The sequence below is a fragment of the Paraburkholderia sp. RL17-337-BIB-A genome (assembly GCF_046025895.1).
Taxonomy (GTDB): Bacteria; Pseudomonadota; Gammaproteobacteria; order Burkholderiales; family Burkholderiaceae; genus Paraburkholderia; species Paraburkholderia fungorum_C.
Genome location: NZ_JARESY010000002.1, coordinates 3,353,374 through 3,371,693, shown reverse-complemented (window position 1 = coordinate 3,371,693; position 18,320 = coordinate 3,353,374). Strand labels below are relative to the sequence as shown.

At 60.4% G+C, this 18,320-nt stretch carries 16 protein-coding genes and 4 pseudogenes; 15 read left to right on the top strand and 5 right to left on the bottom strand.

Features of this window, described 5'->3' with window-relative positions; translation table 11 throughout:
- Nucleotides 1-34 precede the first annotated feature (34 nt).
- The 7 genes from P0D84_RS35695 to P0D84_RS35665 all read left to right on the top strand — a co-directional run bounded on the left by P0D84_RS35695 (nucleotide 35) and on the right by P0D84_RS35665 (nucleotide 4,264).
- Entirely contained in the window at nucleotides 35-922 is an 888-nt protein-coding gene (locus tag P0D84_RS35695) for a DUF6531 domain-containing protein (protein ID WP_408344867.1), read from the top strand.
- The gene (locus P0D84_RS35690) at nucleotides 873-1,475 is read left to right on the top strand and encodes a hypothetical protein (RefSeq protein ID WP_408344864.1); all 603 of its coding nucleotides are present in this window, start codon (nucleotides 873-875) and stop codon (nucleotides 1,473-1,475) included. Before P0D84_RS35695 ends, P0D84_RS35690 begins: the two co-directional genes overlap by 50 nt.
- A gap of 21 nt (nucleotides 1,476-1,496) precedes the next feature.
- Nucleotides 1,497-2,387, top strand: coding sequence for a hypothetical protein (locus P0D84_RS35685; RefSeq protein ID WP_408344861.1), 891 nt, complete (start codon nucleotides 1,497-1,499; stop codon nucleotides 2,385-2,387).
- A complete protein-coding gene (locus tag P0D84_RS35680) occupies nucleotides 2,387-2,668 on the top strand; it encodes a hypothetical protein (RefSeq protein WP_408344858.1) in 282 nt (93 codons plus the stop codon). Before P0D84_RS35685 ends, P0D84_RS35680 begins: the two co-directional genes overlap by 1 nt.
- A 42-nt stretch (nucleotides 2,669-2,710) precedes the next feature.
- Nucleotides 2,711-2,953 (top strand): hypothetical protein, encoded by a 243-nt coding sequence (locus P0D84_RS35675; protein ID WP_408344855.1) that lies wholly within the window; start codon nucleotides 2,711-2,713, stop codon nucleotides 2,951-2,953.
- Nucleotides 2,940-3,218, top strand: coding sequence for a hypothetical protein (locus P0D84_RS35670; RefSeq protein ID WP_408344852.1), 279 nt, complete (start codon nucleotides 2,940-2,942; stop codon nucleotides 3,216-3,218). Before P0D84_RS35675 ends, P0D84_RS35670 begins: the two co-directional genes overlap by 14 nt.
- Before the next feature lie 326 nt (nucleotides 3,219-3,544).
- Complete coding sequence (locus P0D84_RS35665) at nucleotides 3,545-4,264, top strand: glycosyltransferase (RefSeq protein ID WP_408344849.1); 720 nt, start codon at nucleotides 3,545-3,547, stop codon at nucleotides 4,262-4,264.
- Nucleotides 4,265-4,434: 170 nt separating this feature from the next.
- On the opposite strand, the gene P0D84_RS35660 is transcribed toward P0D84_RS35665, so the two are convergent.
- Nucleotides 4,435-6,375, bottom strand: a complete 1,941-nt coding sequence (locus P0D84_RS35660) for an FUSC family protein (protein WP_408344846.1) — start codon at nucleotides 6,373-6,375, stop codon at nucleotides 4,435-4,437.
- Between the two features lie 495 nt (nucleotides 6,376-6,870).
- Nucleotides 6,871-7,725 carry a 2OG-Fe(II) oxygenase gene (locus tag P0D84_RS35655; protein WP_408344843.1) on the bottom strand — a complete coding sequence of 285 codons (855 nt, stop codon included), beginning with the start codon at nucleotides 7,723-7,725 and terminating at the stop codon, nucleotides 6,871-6,873.
- Nucleotides 7,726-7,971: 246 nt separating this feature from the next.
- Here P0D84_RS35655 and P0D84_RS35650 point away from each other — a divergent pair, with 246 nt between their 5' ends.
- The 5 genes and pseudogenes from P0D84_RS35650 to P0D84_RS35630 all read left to right on the top strand — a co-directional run.
- Nucleotides 7,972-8,814, top strand: coding sequence for an HTD2 family dehydratase (locus P0D84_RS35650; protein ID WP_408344840.1), 843 nt, complete (start codon nucleotides 7,972-7,974; stop codon nucleotides 8,812-8,814).
- 81 nt (nucleotides 8,815-8,895) lie between these two features.
- The gene (locus tag P0D84_RS35645) at nucleotides 8,896-10,059 is read left to right on the top strand and encodes an acyl-CoA dehydrogenase family protein (RefSeq protein ID WP_408344837.1); all 1,164 of its coding nucleotides are present in this window, start codon (nucleotides 8,896-8,898) and stop codon (nucleotides 10,057-10,059) included.
- Between the two features lie 19 nt (nucleotides 10,060-10,078).
- Nucleotides 10,079-11,257, top strand: a complete 1,179-nt coding sequence (locus tag P0D84_RS35640; protein ID WP_408344834.1) for a CaiB/BaiF CoA transferase family protein — start codon at nucleotides 10,079-10,081, stop codon at nucleotides 11,255-11,257.
- A 159-nt stretch (nucleotides 11,258-11,416) separates the two neighbouring features.
- Nucleotides 11,417-11,681: pseudogene (locus P0D84_RS35635) on the top strand (MmgE/PrpD family protein); the annotation flags it as partial.
- A pseudogene (locus tag P0D84_RS35630) lies at nucleotides 11,678-11,797 on the top strand (aldolase/citrate lyase family protein); the annotation flags it as partial. The pseudogenes P0D84_RS35635 and P0D84_RS35630, both read left to right, overlap by 4 nt.
- A gap of 65 nt (nucleotides 11,798-11,862) precedes the next feature.
- On the opposite strand, the gene tssJ reads toward P0D84_RS35630, so the two are convergent.
- The 3 genes and pseudogenes from tssJ to tssF all read right to left on the bottom strand — a co-directional run.
- The gene (gene tssJ / locus P0D84_RS35625; protein WP_408344831.1) at nucleotides 11,863-12,474 is read right to left on the bottom strand and encodes a type VI secretion system lipoprotein TssJ; all 612 of its coding nucleotides are present in this window, start codon (nucleotides 12,472-12,474) and stop codon (nucleotides 11,863-11,865) included.
- A gap of 91 nt (nucleotides 12,475-12,565) precedes the next feature.
- Complete coding sequence (gene tssG / locus P0D84_RS35620) at nucleotides 12,566-13,570, bottom strand: type VI secretion system baseplate subunit TssG (RefSeq protein ID WP_408346299.1); 1,005 nt, start codon at nucleotides 13,568-13,570, stop codon at nucleotides 12,566-12,568.
- 101 nt (nucleotides 13,571-13,671) lie between these two features.
- Nucleotides 13,672-14,721 (bottom strand): annotated as a pseudogene (tssF, locus tag P0D84_RS35615) (type VI secretion system baseplate subunit TssF); the annotation flags it as partial.
- Between tssF and tssD the strand changes: the two are divergent.
- From tssD to tssE, 3 genes and pseudogenes are all read left to right on the top strand, one after another.
- Nucleotides 14,708-14,995 (top strand): annotated as a pseudogene (gene tssD, locus P0D84_RS35610) (type VI secretion system tube protein TssD); the annotation flags it as partial. The pseudogenes tssF and tssD overlap by 14 nt on opposite strands.
- 117 nt (nucleotides 14,996-15,112) lie before the next feature.
- Nucleotides 15,113-17,884 (top strand): type VI secretion system ATPase TssH, encoded by a 2,772-nt coding sequence (gene tssH / locus P0D84_RS35605; protein ID WP_408344828.1) that lies wholly within the window; start codon nucleotides 15,113-15,115, stop codon nucleotides 17,882-17,884.
- Nucleotides 17,881-18,315 carry a type VI secretion system baseplate subunit TssE gene (gene tssE / locus P0D84_RS35600; RefSeq protein WP_408344825.1) on the top strand — a complete coding sequence of 145 codons (435 nt, stop codon included), beginning with the start codon at nucleotides 17,881-17,883 and terminating at the stop codon, nucleotides 18,313-18,315. The genes tssH and tssE overlap by 4 nt, the downstream gene beginning before the upstream one ends.
- Nucleotides 18,316-18,320: the final 5 nt, after the last annotated feature.

Sequence of the window (18,320 nt, the reverse complement as noted above, 5' to 3'; positions counted from 1 at the left end):
GAGTTTCAAACAAGTACAACTAATAAGGATGACTATGAAAAGAAAAAGACTCACTGAGGGATCAGCGGGCATGGCGGCACGCCTGCTTGCAGCTTTCATGCTGCTCGTGGTCGCATTTGCCGCCAACGCGGACGATTGCTTCACTCTTTACTCAAAATCTGGCGCTACGCCCGGTTCAAAAAGCTGCAAGTCTGACGTGACTAGCAATACGCCAGGCGGCATGGGCAACTACGCCTGTGTCAACGACCTCGCCCTGATTGAGCAGTGGTGCAACGCAACCGAAACTCCGGTTGACGACTCCTGCCCGGTGGCAGACCCGGTGTTTCCAGCGAACGGCATCGTCACGCTTTCTGAAGTTGACTTTGCAAGCGGCGACACGTCTCCACTCGTCTTCAGGCGCACCTATCTTTCGAAGCCCTACGACAAAACGCAGACTGCGATGGGCGGCTACTGGGTCAACAACTGGCAGCGAAGGCTCGATCTGTCGGCGGTTAATGCGAGCACGCCGAAAATCGCTGCTTATCGTGGTAACGGGCAACCTCTGACGTTCAAGTGGATTGGCGGAGCGTGGGCCGTGCCGGGAACCGCTGGTCTTTCCCTGACGAAAGCTGGCGACGGGTACTTCTACCTGAAGGACGAACTGCTTGGTACGACGGAAGCCTACTCGGATACCAACGGTAAGTTCTATTCCGAAACAACCCGCACGGGTGTGATCCGCAAGGTTTTCTATGACGGCATGCAGCGGCTGTCAGTCATCGCCCAGTGGCCCGCTGATAACGTAACACCGGCAGCAGCGACATCAATTCGATTTGAATACGACAGTAGCAACCGTATCGTTGAGCTGGTCGATCCTTTGGGAATGCCCACGGACTATGCGTACGACGGAAAAGGGCAATCTTGCTTCGGTAACTGCACCCTATGACCACGTTCGTCAGTATCTGTATGAGGATGCCCGCTTTCCAAACGCATTGACCGGTGTAAAGGACGAATCCGGCTCGCGGGTTGCAACGTGGACGTACGATTCCAGCGGACGTGCAATTTCTGTCACTCATCCGGACACGACACGGAATGTATCGCTTAGCTATCTTTCCGGCACGACGACGCTCAGCGACATGTCCGGTATCAGCACTTACGCTTTTGATGTCGGAGATACGTTGCGTCCCCGGTCAATTACTACGCCAGCCGGTGCGGTATCGAGGACGTGGGATGCGGCAGGGAATCTGAAGCAGAGGCAGACACCCGATGGTGGTGTCCAGTACACCTGGGACAGCGCGAACCGGCCAACGAAGGCAATTGCGACAGTTGCCGGAAATAGGACCGTTACGACGATTGAGTACGCCGATGCCAGTTCGTTGCGTCCGCATCTCGTCGCAACGCCGGGCAAGATCCGTGCGTTCGTCTATGACGCGCAAGGGAACGCCACAGGTTACGCGGAGTTGCAAACGACTGACCTGACAGGCGAACAGGGGATGTAGGCGGCCGGGACGGGCAGCAAGATGACGGTCGGCGCTCGTTACGACGGCGGGGGGCGTCTCCTGTCGGCCACAGTCATCCAGGACGGGAAGAAGCTTGAGGACTGGACCTATACCTACGACATAAAAGGCAACATCGCCACGACGAAGGATGCTGTGTCGGGTTGGGCAATGCGAACGCTCGAGCGTAACGCCGCGAACCGCGCAACACAGATAGCGGGCAACAGCGGTCAGGCGAGCATCGCTTACGACGAGCGCGGTCGCGTATCTTCGTTTCAGTACAACGAACCGGCGAGTCCGGTAAATGGCGGACTCTCCCGCGTACTGGCAGTCGACTATCAGTATGCTGCGAATGGCACAGTATCCTCACGTTCAGCGAAGGTCTCGACTAACGGCGCGTGGTGGCAGCCGATCAGTGACACTGAGCTAGGAGTGTGGCTGACCAACTGGGAGTTGGGCAATGACCCAGTTGCGCCACCGCCAACGCTCACGGGAATCAAGGCCGATGCCGGAGCCTTCGTTCCCGATATGTGCGTTGAATGTTATATGGCGTGGAAGGCACAGTTCGCAGCGAAACTTTTCGGTAGTGAACTGAGCGATACACTGCCAGCGTGGGGCGAGACAACGGAGCTGATGCTGAGCGATCAGTCGCAGGTTCCTTACCCTGCTCTTGTGCCGGATCTGACCGGCTCTGCGAAGAGGTCGATGCTTTACGGCGCTCTCTTCGGAGCCGGAAGTGGCGACGGTGGAATGGTAAAGTGTGGCGGGCGAGAAGATCGCGAGAGTAAATGTCATGACCTATTCGAGTACGATCAGGACGTGTGCACCACACTTGCGGGCCCGAGGAATAAGCGCTTACTCGCGCTGTGCAGGCAGAAAGCATTCGAAAGATACCAAGCATGCAGAGGTCTCTAATGGCTAAACATCCGCCGTATTCTGTGGTTCTGACCTACAACGAAGATTTGCAGCAACTAATTGTGCATACCATTGATCCAAACCGGCTCGCCCCGCTCGTTGCAGGGAGAATGGGCGTGGTGATGGCTGATGAAGAAGATTTCAAACTGGACGACGAATTTGCGCGACAGCTTGGAGTTGGAATGCTCAATACGATTGCGCTGGGTCAGCCTGACATCACGCGGTACATGACGTTCACAGAAGGGCCGATCGACAAAAATGCAGAGGATACTGATGGCTAAGCATCCGCCGTATTCCGTGGTTCTGACCTACACCGACGATCCTTGTTAATTGATAATGCAGGCAGTGGATTCGGCAAGTTTGGCGCCACTCGTCGCCGGAAAAATGGCAGTACCATTTTTTTGGACGAAGAGGAGTTCGAGTTTGACGACGAATTGGCACGACAGCTTGGAGTCGCAATGCTCAATGTAATCGCAATGGGCCGACCTGACATCAGACAACGCCTGAACGTCACGCAACATCCAATCGACGAGCCGAACAGTGCAGAGGATATTGATTGCGATTGATCCGCTGCGTTGCGCTGTTCTGAACTACGACCAGGAGAGTCAATGCCTGACCGTGAAATTAGTTGAGCTAGCCAGGCTGACCCCGATCTTGGCGGGAGTATTCGCAGTACCGATCCTTCTAGACGATTTCGATTTCAGGCTTGACGACGAATTCGCGCGTCGGCTCGGAGTCGCAATGCTCAATGCGATTGCGCTGGGTCAGCCTGAAATCAAACAATACATGACCGTTACGCAAGAGCCCATCGAGAGGCCGTCAGGACAATAGCTGGTCAGAGGTTGAATGGTATGGCCGGCTGACGTTTGGTCATAGCGCCTCGGCTGCTACTCGAAGGCGAGGTGCAACTGTCCCCTATCACGATTGTCCGGCGGCGCGCACGCCGGTGCCTGCCGGATGCCCGGCAATTTCCCGGAACAATTGACGCAGCAAAGCAGACGGGATGCGACGCGTGGCGTAGCCGCCAGTACGACTCACCCGATGACGGTGCTTGCGTTAATGCGTGATCGTGCTTCGAACGGCCAATAATTGAGATAGTCTTGAGTGGGCTGCCGATATATATAATCGGCCGCTCCACCTAGTCACAAAGAACCCTCATGCGAGTCGCCGTCATTAGCGCCTACTACAAAGAGCCGCCTCACGTCTTACGAAGATGTCACGAAAGCGTCCTTGCGCAGCTAGGTGACGTGACGCACTTTATGATCGCAGATGGATTTCCCGTCTCCGAAGTGGATAGCTGGGCGGGTGTGGTCCACATCAAGATTCCCAATCACGCCGACTACGGGGATACACCTCGTGGTGTAGGTGCCGCTTGCGCGGCCGCCAACGGATTTGATGCGATTTGTTTTCTCGACGCCGACAACTGGTATGAACCAAACCACGTCGAAACGATGCGCATGATCGTCGAGGAGACGGGTGGGCAAGTGATCACGGCGGCTCGGAATATTTTCACTGCCGAAGGCCGTATGCTTGGCATCTGTAAAGAGTCCAACGGCGTCGATTTCATCGACACCAATTGTTATTTCCTCACGCGCACTGCCTTTCCCGCATGTGCGGCGTGGCTCTTCAAGGACGCGCGCGAAAGCATCGTCGGCGACAGGCTATTCTGGAACGCCGTGCAAACCGGCGGTTATACGCGTATCCACTCAATCGTGCCAACCGTGAACTACGTGAGCACGCTCGCATCTCACTACCAGATGTTCGGAGAAATTCCGCCCGACGACTCAAAGATGATTTTGAAATTGACCGGCCACGAGCATTTTCAGATGATCAGTTACGCGCAATTCAAGGCGATGGGCGGCGTGCCCGGTCGGTAATAGCGGTCGTGCCCACCCCAATTCATGGTGGCAACGTGCGCGTCGCGTCCGTCCGCTTCGCCTCGTCGATACGGCACAAGACGCAATCGCCAGAACGGCCCGTCGATAAGTTCTCGGAAGCAATAGTTCTCCAACGCCGCGGACAAACAAACCCCAACCCCCATCGCTACCTACGCACTCCTCCCCCGAAGCGCCCAATTGAACATCCGTCGCGTTTCGGCAACCGGCTGCGTCAGCCGCTCAAACAACTGTGCGACGGCGCCGTCTAGCTGAGCGAGTGCCGATGCCTTCGCCGGATCAACTTCAACGGTAGCTTCAACGGTAGCTTCAACAGCAGAAGTCACCGACTGACGCCCATCCAACTCGCCAGCCACTGAACCCGCCACCCCACCGTGATACCGCGCGATCAACGAATCCAGCCGAGCCACAATCGATTCCACATGCGCAGCACCAACCTCCGCCGCATTCAGCGCTACATCGCCCGACGACGGACGACACGGCGAAGAATCACTCAACACTCGCGCCCAATGCAAACAGCAAAGCAACGAACCGGTAGCCATTTCGACATCGGGATTCCACACCACCACGCGCTGCGTCTGCAGCGGCTTCAACGCGATCCGCAAGTCATGCCAGGCGCGATCGAGTTTGCGCATGGCCGGCGCCGTCTCAGGCGTTTGCACTGCGGAAGCTGCAAGCCTCACCACCCCGCGCAACGCCCCCAGCACAGCCCCGAGTCTCGCCTCGACATGCCGGGTCGCCGCCAGCGGCATCATCAAAATCGCAACTGCAAACGACACGAGACAACCGACCAGCACTTCTTCGATCCGCAACGCGACCAATGGCCCCATCGCGAAACCCAACTCGCCATACACGAGGCCGACGAGCACTGTAATGAAAAACACCCCCGGCGCATAAGCACTCAGGATGTAGTAAGCCCAACCGAACAAGCACAACACCATCGCAGCAACAAGCAGCATCGGCGAGTCGTGCAGTGGCGCAACCAGCAACACACTGACGAACGCGCCGGCTAACGTCCCTATCAGGCGTTGCGCGCCGCGATAGATCGTGTCGGCGCGGGACCGTGTGCCGAGAAACACCACGAAGGTCGTGATGACCGCCCAGAACCAGCGCTCGGGAGACAGCGAGTGGCCGACCAGCATCGCGAGAAATGCAGCCGTCGTGGCACGCGTGGCGGGTAGCCAGCAGAGCTTGGTGCGTAGATCGGCGAAGCGTTGGGCTGCGGAAAGCGCAACAGCGCCGCCGGGCAGAAAAGGCGAAGCGCGTCGCGTATCGCCTCGATGCCCGAGTTCTTTGAGCCGGGTAATGGCCTGACGCAACACATCTCCACTCGCGTGCATGCCGCTGTGTGCCGGAGCCGAAGCAAACGCATGCTGGCCAGCTGCCACTTCCACTTCGACGATTCGCTCCCGAATGGTCTCGGCGTCCGGCGGATTCAGCAACGTCAACTGCTCTTCAAGCGAGAGCGCGGCTTCATTCAGCGCCGAAAGATGCACCACGCTCGGCGCGGCGAGTACACGCGACGCGCGCAACGTCACGGTATGAATGGCAAGCCGGAAGCTGGCAATCGCCCGCATTGGCACGATCACACGGCCGACCAGCACGACCATCAGCGGACCGAACAAGGACAGCGAAAGCGACTGCACAAGGTGCAAGGACGAAGGATGCAGATACAGCCCAAGGTAAAAACACACCACGCCCAGCATCGCGCAACCCAACGCGCGCGGACCGCATGCCTGACACAGCATGCCGACGAACATCACGACGAGGAAGCCCGCATCCCCGGCGAGCGGATAGCTGCTTAGTACGCTCGCCACGGCAAAGCACGCACAGGCGCAGAGATAAAGGCAGAAGAGTGTGACGAACCATGCAGGCCGTCGCGCATCACGCACGAACAGCGGCGCCACCATCGCAAAGAGGATGCCGGGCGCGGCGAGGGTAACCGGTTGGTGATGAAAGACGGTCCACGCGATGCTGGCAATGCCGGTCAGCAGGCAGGCAAGGGCAACGCGTAGCGCGGTGTGGAGACGCACGAGACCCGGATCCGCAACCAGCAGGCGGTCGGCGACACGCGAAAACGCGGCAGCAATCATGATCGATGATATCCAGGCTAAATGGCCGCCACCGGCTTTTGGCCGATCGCGACAGGGCGGACTGCGAGCCCGCCACCTTCGTATCGCCGAACTGGGCTGCCATGCCGGGATCACCGGCTGAAAGCCCCGTCCGACGACGGGCGATAACACGCGAACCGGCACGCCGGACGCGCTGCAACGGGTGGCGCAGCGTGTCTGGTGGGTTCGGGTTTTCCCGAATGATACCGGGTCAAAATTGCGGTTGTCGAATTTTTGCGGCGCCGCAGCAGTGCCGCAAGCGGCGAGGGTAGTAGCCGCAGAGGTGGACCTCGAGAGAACAAGGACAATGGTGGGGCGGGCGCCGCAGCCGTGCCGCTACCGGCGAGGGTGGCAGCCGCAGCGCCGTACCTGGAGAGAACAAGGACAATGGTGGGGCAGGCGCCGTAGCCGTGCGGCGACCGGCGAGGGTGACGCTCTGCCGCGAGCATGCAACGGCGCAACCTGAATCAGCCCACTTCAACTAGCATCATGAAAAATCACCCCCAGCGTATGCCGATGTCCCGACCGCAAGCGGCTCACGCCATGCCTTAGATTCACCCGGTACACGCCGCGCGTGCCTTGCACCGGCCGGTGATGAACCGCAAACACGACCGCGTCGCCCTTGCGAAGCGGTACGACTTCCGTGCGCGACTGCATCCGCGGACGCTGCTCCGTCATCACGAACTCGCCACCCGTAAAATCCTCGCCCGGCTCGGACAGCAGAATCGCGACCTGAAGCGGGAACACGTGCTCGCCGTACAGATCCTGATGCAGGCAGTTGTAGTCGTCGGTGGCGTATTGAAGAATCAACGGAGTCGGGCGCAGTTGGCCGGCGGCGTGGCAGCGCGCGATAAATTCGCCGTGCGCGGCCGGATAACGCACATCGATATTCATCACTTCATTCCAGCGATTCGCGACCGGCGCAAGGCGCGGATAGAGCTCCGTGCGCAATTCCGCAATCAGCGGTGGCAGGGGATACGCAAAGTATTTGTATTCACCACGACCGAAGCCATGCCGGGCCATCACGACGCGGCTGCGATACAGCGCTTCGTGCGGATATAGCGCGGTCAGCGCGTCGCATTCCTGCGCACTGAGCAGATTGCGCAGCATCGCGCAGCCATAGCCGTTCAGCTCTTCTTCGACACCGAACCAGTCGATCGCGTCGACGCGCCGCTCGAGCGGGCCGGCTGCCGCACCCGGCGCTGCGGCGCGTTGCGGTTTCGGCTCGGCCTCAGCCGCGGCTTCAGTCGCCGGCTCCGGCTCCAGCTCCGGCGCAAATCCCAACCCCAATTCCAGTGACTGCGAGCGCGGATCCTTCGCAACCGTATTCATGAATAACCTCCATAAGCCAATCAGCAAGCGATGACTCAGTGTAAACACGTGCCTCTGCCCACGCACTCCGACTCTTGCTCACCAATTCTCCGCCCGGCCGCGCCGCTTTAACCCATCGCGCGGGCGTTCCAGCCGTCTTAAGCAAAAGCAAAGGCACGCTTCGAAAATACAAACTTCGCGAAACCCGCCGCCGGGTTCATAGTAAGACCCTATTTAGCTCAATACGCGTACCTGGAGACTTTGCCCATGTCTGCCTCCCCGCAGAAACTCGATGACTGGCTCGACAAGGAGACGGTGACCGAAGACGACATCACCGCGTTTCCGCTGACGGCGATGGCCGCCACGCTCGACCGGGAAGAAAGCAACGATACGGTCCCGCCGCTGTGGCACTGGCTATACTTTCTGCCGATTGCGCCGATGTCCGAGGTCGGACCCGACGGCCATCCGAAGCGCGGCGGTTTTCTGCCGCCGGTGCCGTTGCCGCGTCGCATGTGGGCCGGTGGCCGTCTCACGTTTCATGCGCCGCTCAAAGTCGGCGAGCATGCGAGACGCACGTCGACCATCGCCAATATCGAGGACAAAACCGGCCGCTCGGGCCGTCTCGTGTTCGTGACGGTGCAGCACGCGATCGAAGCCGGCGGCGAACTGAAGCTCGAAGAAGAGCACGACATCGTCTATCGCGACGCGCCGCAAGAGGGGGCACGTCCGCCACAACCGGCGCTCGCGCCCGAAGGCGAAACCTGGCGGCGCACCATCGACGCCGATGCCGTCATGCTGTTCCGCTACTCCGCGCTGACCTTCAACGGCCATCGCATTCATTACGACTACCCGTACGTGACCGAGGTGGAAGGCTATCCCGGCCTGATCGTTCATGGTCCGCTGATCGCCACCCTTCTGGTCGATCTGGTGCGCCGCGAACAGCCCAATGCGACGCTGCAAAGCTTCGCGTTCAAGGCGCTGCGTCCTACCTTCGCGGGGCAGCCGTTCACGGTATGCGGCAAACCCGCCGCCGACGGCAAGACCATCGACCTGTGGGCCAAAGACCACGAAGGCTATCTGACCATGCGCGCCACAGCAGCACTCGCCTGAACACCAGGAACACTAGGAACGCCAAGAACGCCAAGAACGCCAAGAACGCCAAGAACGCCAAGAACGCCAAGAGATTCGACTATGCAAACCACGCAACAGGATTCGTTCCAGGACATTCGCGAAGCAGTGCGCGATTTATGCCAGCAGTTTTCCGGCGAGTATTTCCGCAAGATCGACGAAGCCCGCGGCTACCCCGAAGCATTCGTCGATGCCTTGACCAAAGCCGGCTGGCTCGCCGCGCTGATTCCGCAGGACTTCGGCGGCTCGGGGCTGGGGCTTACGGAAGCGTCGGTGATCATGGAAGAGATCAATCGCGCTGGCGGCAACTCGGGCGCATGTCACGGCCAGATGTACAACATGGGCACACTGCTGCGCCACGGTTCGGAAGAACAGAAGCACAAGTACCTGCCGCGGATCGCGAGCGGCGACCTGCGGCTGCAATCGATGGGCGTGACCGAGCCGAGTACCGGCACGGATACCACCAGGATCAAAACCACCGCCGAGCGGCGCGGCGACCGCTATGTGATCAACGGCCAGAAAGTGTGGATCTCGCGCGTCCAGCATTCGGACCTGATGATTCTGTTGGCACGCACCACACCGCTCGCGGATGTGAAGAAGAAATCGGAGGGCATGTCGATCTTTATCGTCGACTTGCGCGAGGCGATCGGCCACGGCATGACCGTGCAGCCGATTCTGAACATGGTCAATCACGAGACCAACGAACTGTTCTTCGACAACCTCGAAATTCCCGCCGAGAATCTGATCGGCGAGGAAGGGCAGGGCTTCAAGTACATCCTCGACGGTTTGAACGCAGAGCGCACGCTGATCGCTGCGGAATGTATCGGCGACGGTTACTGGTTTGTCGACAAGGTCACCGAGTATGCGAAAGAACGCATCGTGTTCGGCCGGCCCATCGGTCAGAACCAGGGGGTGCAGTTCCCGATCGCGCGCTCGTTCATCAACGTCGAAGCAGCCAGCCTGATGCGCTTCGAAGCAGCGCGGCGTTTCGATGCGCATGAACCGTGCGGCGCGCAGGCGAACATGGCAAAACTGCTCGCCGCCGATGCTTCGTGGGAAGCGGCCAACGCATGTTTGCAATTCCACGGCGGCTTCGGCTTTGCCTGCGAATACGACGTCGAACGCAAATTCCGTGAGACGCGTCTTTACCAGGTTGCGCCGATTTCCACCAATCTGATTCTGTCGTACGTGGCCGAGCATATTCTCGGCTTGCCGCGTTCGTTCTGATTTCCGGGCCGGAATAAACATGAGACCACTCGACGGTATCAAGGTCATCACACTCGAACACGCCATCGCCGCGCCGTTCTGTACGCGCCAACTCGCCGATCTCGGCGCGCGCGTGATCAAGATCGAGCGTCCTCACGTCGGCGATTTTGCGCGTGGCTACGATGAGCGCGTGCATGGCCTGTCGTCGCACTTCGTCTGGACCAATCGCTCGAAAGAAAGCCTCGCGCTCGATTTGAAGCAGCCTGCCGCAACGGAGATTCTCGAAGCGTTGGTCGCCGATGCCGACGTACTGGTGCAGAATCTCGCGCCCGGCGCGGCGGATCGGCTCGGGCTCGGTTATGACACGTTGAGCAAGAAATATCCGAAGCTGATCGTCTGCGATATTTCCGGCTATGGCGCGGATGGCCCGTACCGCGACAAGAAAGCCTACGACCTGTTGATCCAGAGTGAAGCCGGCTTTCTTTCGGTCACCGGTTCGCCAGGTGCGCCGGCTAAAGCGGGTTGCTCGATTGCGGATATTGCGGCCGGCATGTACGCGTATTCGAACATTCTCAGCGCGCTGTTGTTGCGTGGCCGCACGGGGCGCGGTTGCCGCATCGATGTGTCGATGCTGGAGAGCATGGTCGAATGGATGGGCTATCCGCTGTACTACGCGATGGATGGCCAACAACCGCCCGCGCTCTCCGGCGCGGCGCACGCAACGATCTATCCGTATGGGCCGTTTCCCGCCGGCGACGGCAAGACGGTCATGCTCGGTCTGCAAAACGAGCGCGAATGGAAGCTCTTCTGCGAGCAGGTGCTCATGCAACCCGACCTCGCCACCGATGAGCGCTTTGCGTCGAATTCGAAACGCACCTCAGCGCGTGAGGCGTTGCGTGAGGTGATCGTCGCGGCGTTTGCCGAATTGACGGCAGCGCAAGTGATCGAGCGGCTCGATCATGCAGGGATCGCCAACGCGCAGATGAATACGTTGAGCGACGTGTGGGCGCATCCCCAGTTGAAGGCCCGTGAGCGCTGGCGCGAAATCGGTACGTCGGCGGGTACGGTGCCCGCGTTATTGCCGCCAGGATTGCCGACGGATTTCGATCCGCGCATGGATCCCGTGCCCGCGCTCGGCGAACAGTCCGACGCGATCTTGCGTGAACTCGGTTACGACAGCGCTCGGATCGACGCGCTGCGCAAAGCCGGCACGATCTGAACGGCCTTCTTTGCCCTCGTTGCCTTCGCGTCCGGTGTGCGGCTCGTGCCGCGCCGGCGGTCTGAACAAACCTGACACGCGACCCTAAAGCTACCTAATCATGACCGATCATCCCAGCCTTACGCTTGCGACCTTCGCAGCTCAACTCGACTTCGACAGCATCCCGCGCGCTGGATCGGCAAGGTGACGGTCACGACGACCGACGGCCATGTTCAAGGGCCGGGTCGACGAACCGAAGGGAGACCTCGGCAATACGTTGTCGCGTGATGAAATCGCGACCAAGCTGCATCGATTGGCAGCGTTTTCCGGGGCGGCGACCGAAGGCGAGGCGGCAGCCTTGCTTGGCAACGCATGGAAAATCGCCGGACAGGCGTGCGTCGAAGCGGTGTTCGGTACTGAGGCTAGCGCAACGGTGGCAGCATGAGCGCACGATTGCCACGTTCGTATCTGTTCGTGCCGGGCAACCGGCCGGAGCGCTTCGAGGAAGCACAGGTAGCGGGCGCGGACGCGGTGATTCTCGATCTCGAAGACGCCGTGCAACGGTAAGTCCTTCCCTTCGATCTGAAACCGAGGGAAAGGCGGGCGCACCCGAGTTCAACCCGAGTTCAACCCGATTGCGTCCCGTACTCCGTCGTCGTAGCCGGCTTTGGCTTAGGCGGATTCGGAAGGCTCTGCCGCGGCGCGTTTTGCCTGGTCGTGCCTGCCGTCGCGCCCACCAATTGCAATGTGCTGCCCCGCACCTCGATCTTCACCGGGTCGGTCTTCTTCCAGAGCTTTTTGGGAATGATCAGCTTCCACGCCGAATCCTTGCCGGCGTTCCGGAAAAACGCGACAACGCCGACATACTCCGCATCGCTGTTCATCGGTTCGCTGATGCTCGCGCTTGCATCTGGACGGAGCACCACATCCGTCGTTGCCAGCAGATCGGCCTTCAACGCTTCGACATCGTTCGTTTGTAGTTGCGCGTAGCCGAGCTGCTGGAACGTCGGTGATGTTTTCAGTTGATAGATCCGCACGACGGTCGACAGCGATTGGCCACCGCCGTTTGGGTTCAATGAAGACCGGCTGACAAGATCCACGTTCATCATCTTGATCTGCGTCGTGAACGCCCATTTCGCAGCGTCCACCGTGCCGTCTTTCACAGCCTGCCCTGCGCCGCAACCTGCGACGGCAAGAATGATCAACGCCGTGGCGCCGATTCGAAATACCCGCATCATTCTGTCGATCCTTTTTTCGTGTCCATGTTCATAATTCGCTGCATCAGTGCATCAGTGCATCAGTGCATCAGTGCATCAGTGCATCAGTGCATCAGTGCATCGAATATTGTCGAGCGGCGTGCCGGTCGCTGCTTCCCGTCCACGTGCCCAGTTGCACTCGCGTAACCGGGGCAGGCGGATCCTCCATACGAGGCCGCGGGAGTTGGCTCGTATAACCGAGACTGACCTGATTTGAATTCAGCGCCTGCGCCGGCATCAACTCGGGAGCCACATGCATTTCGAGTCGTGCCCGCGCTTCGTATCCCAGGTAAAAACGCAGCAACGCCATCACCTCACTGTGATTTGCCCGCCCGGGCATCAGCCCGAGTACCGATTCGCGTGTTTGCGGGGTGATGACGATCCGCACCGCGTTTGCGCGGTCGAAAAATCCACGGCCAAGCAGACATGCCTCACCTAGCGGAGTCCGCGGATAATCGGCCGCACTGATCCATACCGGGTAGAACTCCTCCACCGTGATTCGCGCGTCCGGCACCGCGTGTTGCAACACGCCAATCAGACCTTCGGCCGTGCGCGTCTTCTGGCTTGCGAGTCCCAGCATCGACAGCAGCTTGCGCGTGCCCAGGCCCGAAGGAAGTTCTTGTGAGCCGACCGCGGCGGGCTCAGTTGAAGCGATGCCGAGGCCGGCGAAACTCAGCAAATAGCGCGAGATTTCATCGGTTCCGTCGTTCCTGAAACCAGCGGGATATCGGTACTTGCGCCACACGCGGTAATACTGCGTGACCACCCGGTGATGGAAGATGTCGAGGAATGCCGACATCGATTCGGCACCTTCGCGATTCTGCGCGACTTCGTCGACAAAGTACGAAGGCATGCGTGCATCGACACCGTACAGTCCGAGAAAAGTCGTGCGTACGACGGGCGGCATCGCCGGATGATCGAGGTCGTATTCGACCGCATCGATCTCACGATTCGGAAAGCCGAGTCGCGCCCGCGAGCGAAAGCGCACCGGCTCCGACGCCGGCGAATCGGTCGTGCCGATGGGCGGCCGATCGGGTGCGGCCAGTTCGATCAGCTCGCAGAAGCGGAAAAAATTCATCCGTGTCGCGTCGACGAGCAACGCCGGCAGCAGCGACCGGTCGGCGTAGTTTGCAAACGCCAGCGCGAGCGCTTGCTCCGCGGCCTTCCATTGCGGTCCGTTCAAAACGGTGCTCCTTCGCCTTTCGTATCGGGCCATTCCATGCGACGTCCAGTGGGCTGTGACACGATCACCAGTTTCGTGAACAGGTTCAGCGTCGCGTACAGCGCAAGAAAGCGGTTCAGCATCCCGCCGAACAGTTCGATATCGCCGTCGCCGGCGAATGCGGCGCTGTCGAGCGTCACTTCGATCTCGACGCCACGTTGCAGGCCGCCCTTGACGAGCTTTTGCAATAGCCGGTGTTGTACGTCGGTGATTGCGTCAATCCTGCGCTTGTTGAGTTCTCCCTGAGTCCAGTCGTACAGCGCGAGGCTCCCGCGCAAGATTTCCGCATTGAGCAGCGACAGGTAGTTCGGCGCGAGATGCGACAGCACGCGCCACTGGAAGCGGTCACCGGTGGGTGGGTACACGGGCAGCGTCGGCGCGGTCAGGTTGCGCACCGCACCGATGTTGGTGAAGCCGCCGCGCATACGGTTGATCCCCGCGTCGCGCAAGCCTTTGCGCGGCAACATGCCGTTCGTGCCGGTGACGGACAGCGACAGCGTTTCCTGCGTTAGCGTGGCCTGCTGTTCCCAAGCATGACCACCCAGGACGATCCAGGTGTCGAAGCGTCCGGATGGCCCGCGTCGCGTACGCGTATGGAAATACCGTTCCGGCATTTCATGCCGCAACATGCCGCCGCGATGACGGAATGCGGCGAACGGTGCATATTCGAAGCGTTGGCCCGTGCCCGCTTCGAAACCCCGCACGCTCTCGACCGAATAGATGTCGACGTGATCGCCCCGTTGTTCAAGCGCGTGTACGCGATATTCCGTCTCATGCTGCGACGCCGTGATCGGGTCCGCTTGCAGCGCGAACAGATTGATGATGGGCGTGCAGTAGAGGCGCACGTTGTCGGCGGAGAAGCGTGCGTCGTCCGGGTACGGTTTCGCCAGGACCACCTCGACGTCGAAGTATTCCGCAGCCAGAGGGATCGCCGGCATGTCGAGACCGATGAGGTCCACGAACATGAATTTTTCCGGGAAGGTGAAATATTCCAGCAGCAGTTGGTATTTGTACAAGGCGGTGACGAGCGGTCAGACGCTCAAGTCCATCGAGATCAAGTGGTACAAGATCGACGACGCAGGCAAGGAAAAGGAATACTTCAACACGAAGCTCGACAACGTGAAGGTCGTGGCGGTCAAGCCGAAGATGCTGGACATCAAGAACCCGGCCTATGAGAAGCACAACCATCTGGAAGACGTCGAACTGCGTTACGAGAAAATCACCTGGGCGTACAAGGACGGCAACATCATCCACGCCGATAGCTGGAACGAACGTTCATAAAAGGATCGTCACGGCGCCTCTTCACGTCTCCCGGAGGGCGTCTCTTTTAACGCACGGACCGTCCTCACTTTGGTTCGTGCGCCTTTCTGTCTGTATCGCGCCTGCTTTTCCGTTGCCATGAACACTCGAGACCTTTCCCCCTTGCTGCGCCGCCTCAACGATCATTGCGCCCGCGCGCTCGCCGAAGCCGCGAGTCTGTGCGAGACGCGCGCCCATCGCGATGTTGAAATCGAACACTGGTTGATCAAACTACTGGAGTTGGGAGAAGGCGATCTCGTGGCGATCGTGCGCCACTATGAACTCGACGCGGACGGCATCTGGAACGGCCTGCTCAGCGCGATCGACCGGCTTCCGCACGCGTTGCGCGGCAAACCGGGCCTGTCCCATCGGCTCGGCCAATGGCTGGAAGCAGCGTGGCTGTGTGCCTCGCTTGAAACGGGCGCCACGTCGATCCGGTCGGCGCATCTGCTGGCAGCGCTCGCCGACGCGCCGCATCTGTTACGCGCGCCGGATGCCTGGCCGCTGCTCTCCGTGTCGGCTGCGCAGATCGGACGCTTGATGCCCGCGCTCGACAGGATTTCGGTAGAAGCGGCGAGTGTTTCCCTACATCCGGACGGCGATATCGATACTGCGCCTCACAGAGTGGGTGGAGTGCCCGGCAATGCCATGGCCGATTCCGCGATGCACGAAACCGCGTCTCACGGCGCATTCGGCGATCAACCTTCATTGTCGGCAGCCGGGGCACGTGCAACCTTACCCGGGCAACCGGCATCTGACGCGCTGCAACGTTTCACCATCGACATCACCCAGAAAGCGCGTGACGGCAGAATCGATCCGGTTTTCGGCCGGGATGTGGAAATCCGGCAGATGGTCGACATCCTCGCGCGCCGTCGTAAGAACAATCCGATCCTCGTCGGCGAGCCGGGCGTCGGCAAGACTGCGCTGGTTGAAGGACTCGCGCTGAAGATCGCCGACGGCGACGTGCCGCCGGTGCTCCGCGACGTCAGCGTGCTAACGCTCGACCTCGGCCTGCTGCAGGCTGGCGCGGGTGTCAAAGGCGAATTCGAGCAGCGTCTGAAAAATGTGATCGAAGCCGTACAACGGTCGCCGACACCGATCCTGCTATTTATCGACGAAGCTCATACGCTGATTGGCGCGGGCAACACCGCAGGCGGCGCGGATGCCGCGAACCTGCTCAAGCCGGCGCTGGCGCGCGGCGAACTGCGGACGATCGCCGCGACCACCTGGTCCGAATACAAGCAGTACTTCGAGCGCGATGCAGCGCTCGAACGGCGCTTCCAGATGGTCAAGGTGGATGAACCCGACAATGACAGCGCATGCCTGATGTTGCGCGGCTTGAAGGCGCGTTACGCGACGCACCACGGCGTGCACATCACCGACGCGGCGGTCGCGGCCGCGGTGGATCTCTCGCGTCGCTACCTGACGGGGCGCCAGTTGCCCGACAAGGCTGTCGACCTGCTCGATACCGCCGCGGCGCGCGTGCGTATGAGTTCGGAAGCCACACCCGTCGCGATCTCCGCATGTCACGCTGAACAGGCTGCGCTCCTGGTCGAACGTGGGGCATTGGTCGAGGATCATGCCGCCACCTCCGCGGATGTTGGCGAACGGCTGCTCGCGATCGACCTTCGCCTCGCCCATCTCAAGGTCGAACTCGATGCACTTGAATCGACGTTCGCCGAACAGAAAGACGCCGTCGCCACGCTGCAAAGGCTGCGTGAACAATGGCATGCGGCCGCGGACGAAAGCGTACGTCGCGACCTGCAACAATCGATCCGCGTCGTTCACGAAGTCCTGGCCGGACACGGCCCCGACGCGCTGATTCAGGCGGAAGTGGACGAAGCAGCGGTGGCTCATGTGATCGCCGATTGGACCGGCGTGCCGGTCGGCAGTTTGCTGGAGGACGAACTCGCGACGCTGCTCGCGCTCGAGACGCGCCTCGGCCGCGTCGTGGTGGGTCAGGAAGACGCGCTTGCCGCGCTCGGCAAGAGTCTGCGCGCCGCCAAAGCCGGCCTCAAGTCAGAGGAAGCGCCGCTCGGCGTGTTTTTGCTGGTGGGACCATCCGGCGTGGGCAAGACGGAAACGGCTCGCGCGCTGGCCGACCTGATGTTCGGCGGCGAGCGCGCGCTGATCACCATCAACTTGTCCGAGTACAAGGAAGCGCACACGGTCTCGCAGCTGAAGGGCGCTCCGCCGGGTTATGTCGGATACGGGGTGGGGGGCGTGTTGACGGAAGCCGTGCGCCAGCGCCCCTACAGCGTGGTTCTTCTGGATGAGGTCGAAAAGGCGCATCGAGATGTGCTGAACCTGTTCTACCAGGTGTTCGACCGAGGCTTGATGCGCGACGGTGAAGGCCGCGTGATCGACTTCCGCAACACCGTGATTCTGATGACCTCGAATCTCGGCAGCGAACAGATCATGGCCGCCACGGACGCCGTCGCAGAGGCAGGCGGCGACATCATCACTTCGATGCTGATGGAAACGATTCGACCGCTGCTGGTCGAGCACTTCCAGCCGGCGTTGCTCGCGCGCTTCCAGACTGTCGTATATCGGCCGCTTTCGGCCGCCGCATTGACGTCGATCGTGCGGATGAAACTCGACAAGGTGGCACAGCGGATCGAGCGCCGGTTTGGCATACCGCTCATAGGCGACGACTCGCTGGTACGCGAACTTGTGCGCGCGTGCCAATTGCCCGACTCCGGCGCGCGCAATATCGACAGTCTGCTCGATCAGCAGATCCTGCCGGTCCTGTCGCGCGAATTGCTCGTGCGCGTTGCCGCGCAGCAATTGCCGCGTGGAATCACGCTGTCGTTCACCGAGGAAAGCGGCATTGCGGTGGAGTTTGACAGCATAGTTGAGGAAGAGGCATGACCCGCGGTGGGCCCGGTCTCTTCGAGGCGGTGACAGGTCATTTCGCAAACGGCTCGGCGGTCGATGACTTCGATCCCGCAACGCAGACCTTCTTCTCAGTGCAGGACAATATCCAGCGCATCCTGAACAGCCGTCGTAACGGGCTCGTCCACCTTCCCGATTACGGACTTGACGACCTGTCGGAAATCTATCGCCATTTGCCGTCGTCCGCGCACAAGCTCAAGGAGGCGATCGAGACGACGCTGCTGAAATACGAGCCGCGCCTGGAATCGATCGACATCGATATTGAAGACACCGAACCGGGTATGTTGCTGAGCTTTACGATGAAATGCCGGCTTTGTCAGGCAGGGCTGGTCCGCTTCGGTACCCACTTCACGCTCGATGGGCAGACACGACTCACGCTGTTGAAGGGCGATCGTGATCGCGACTAGTTTAA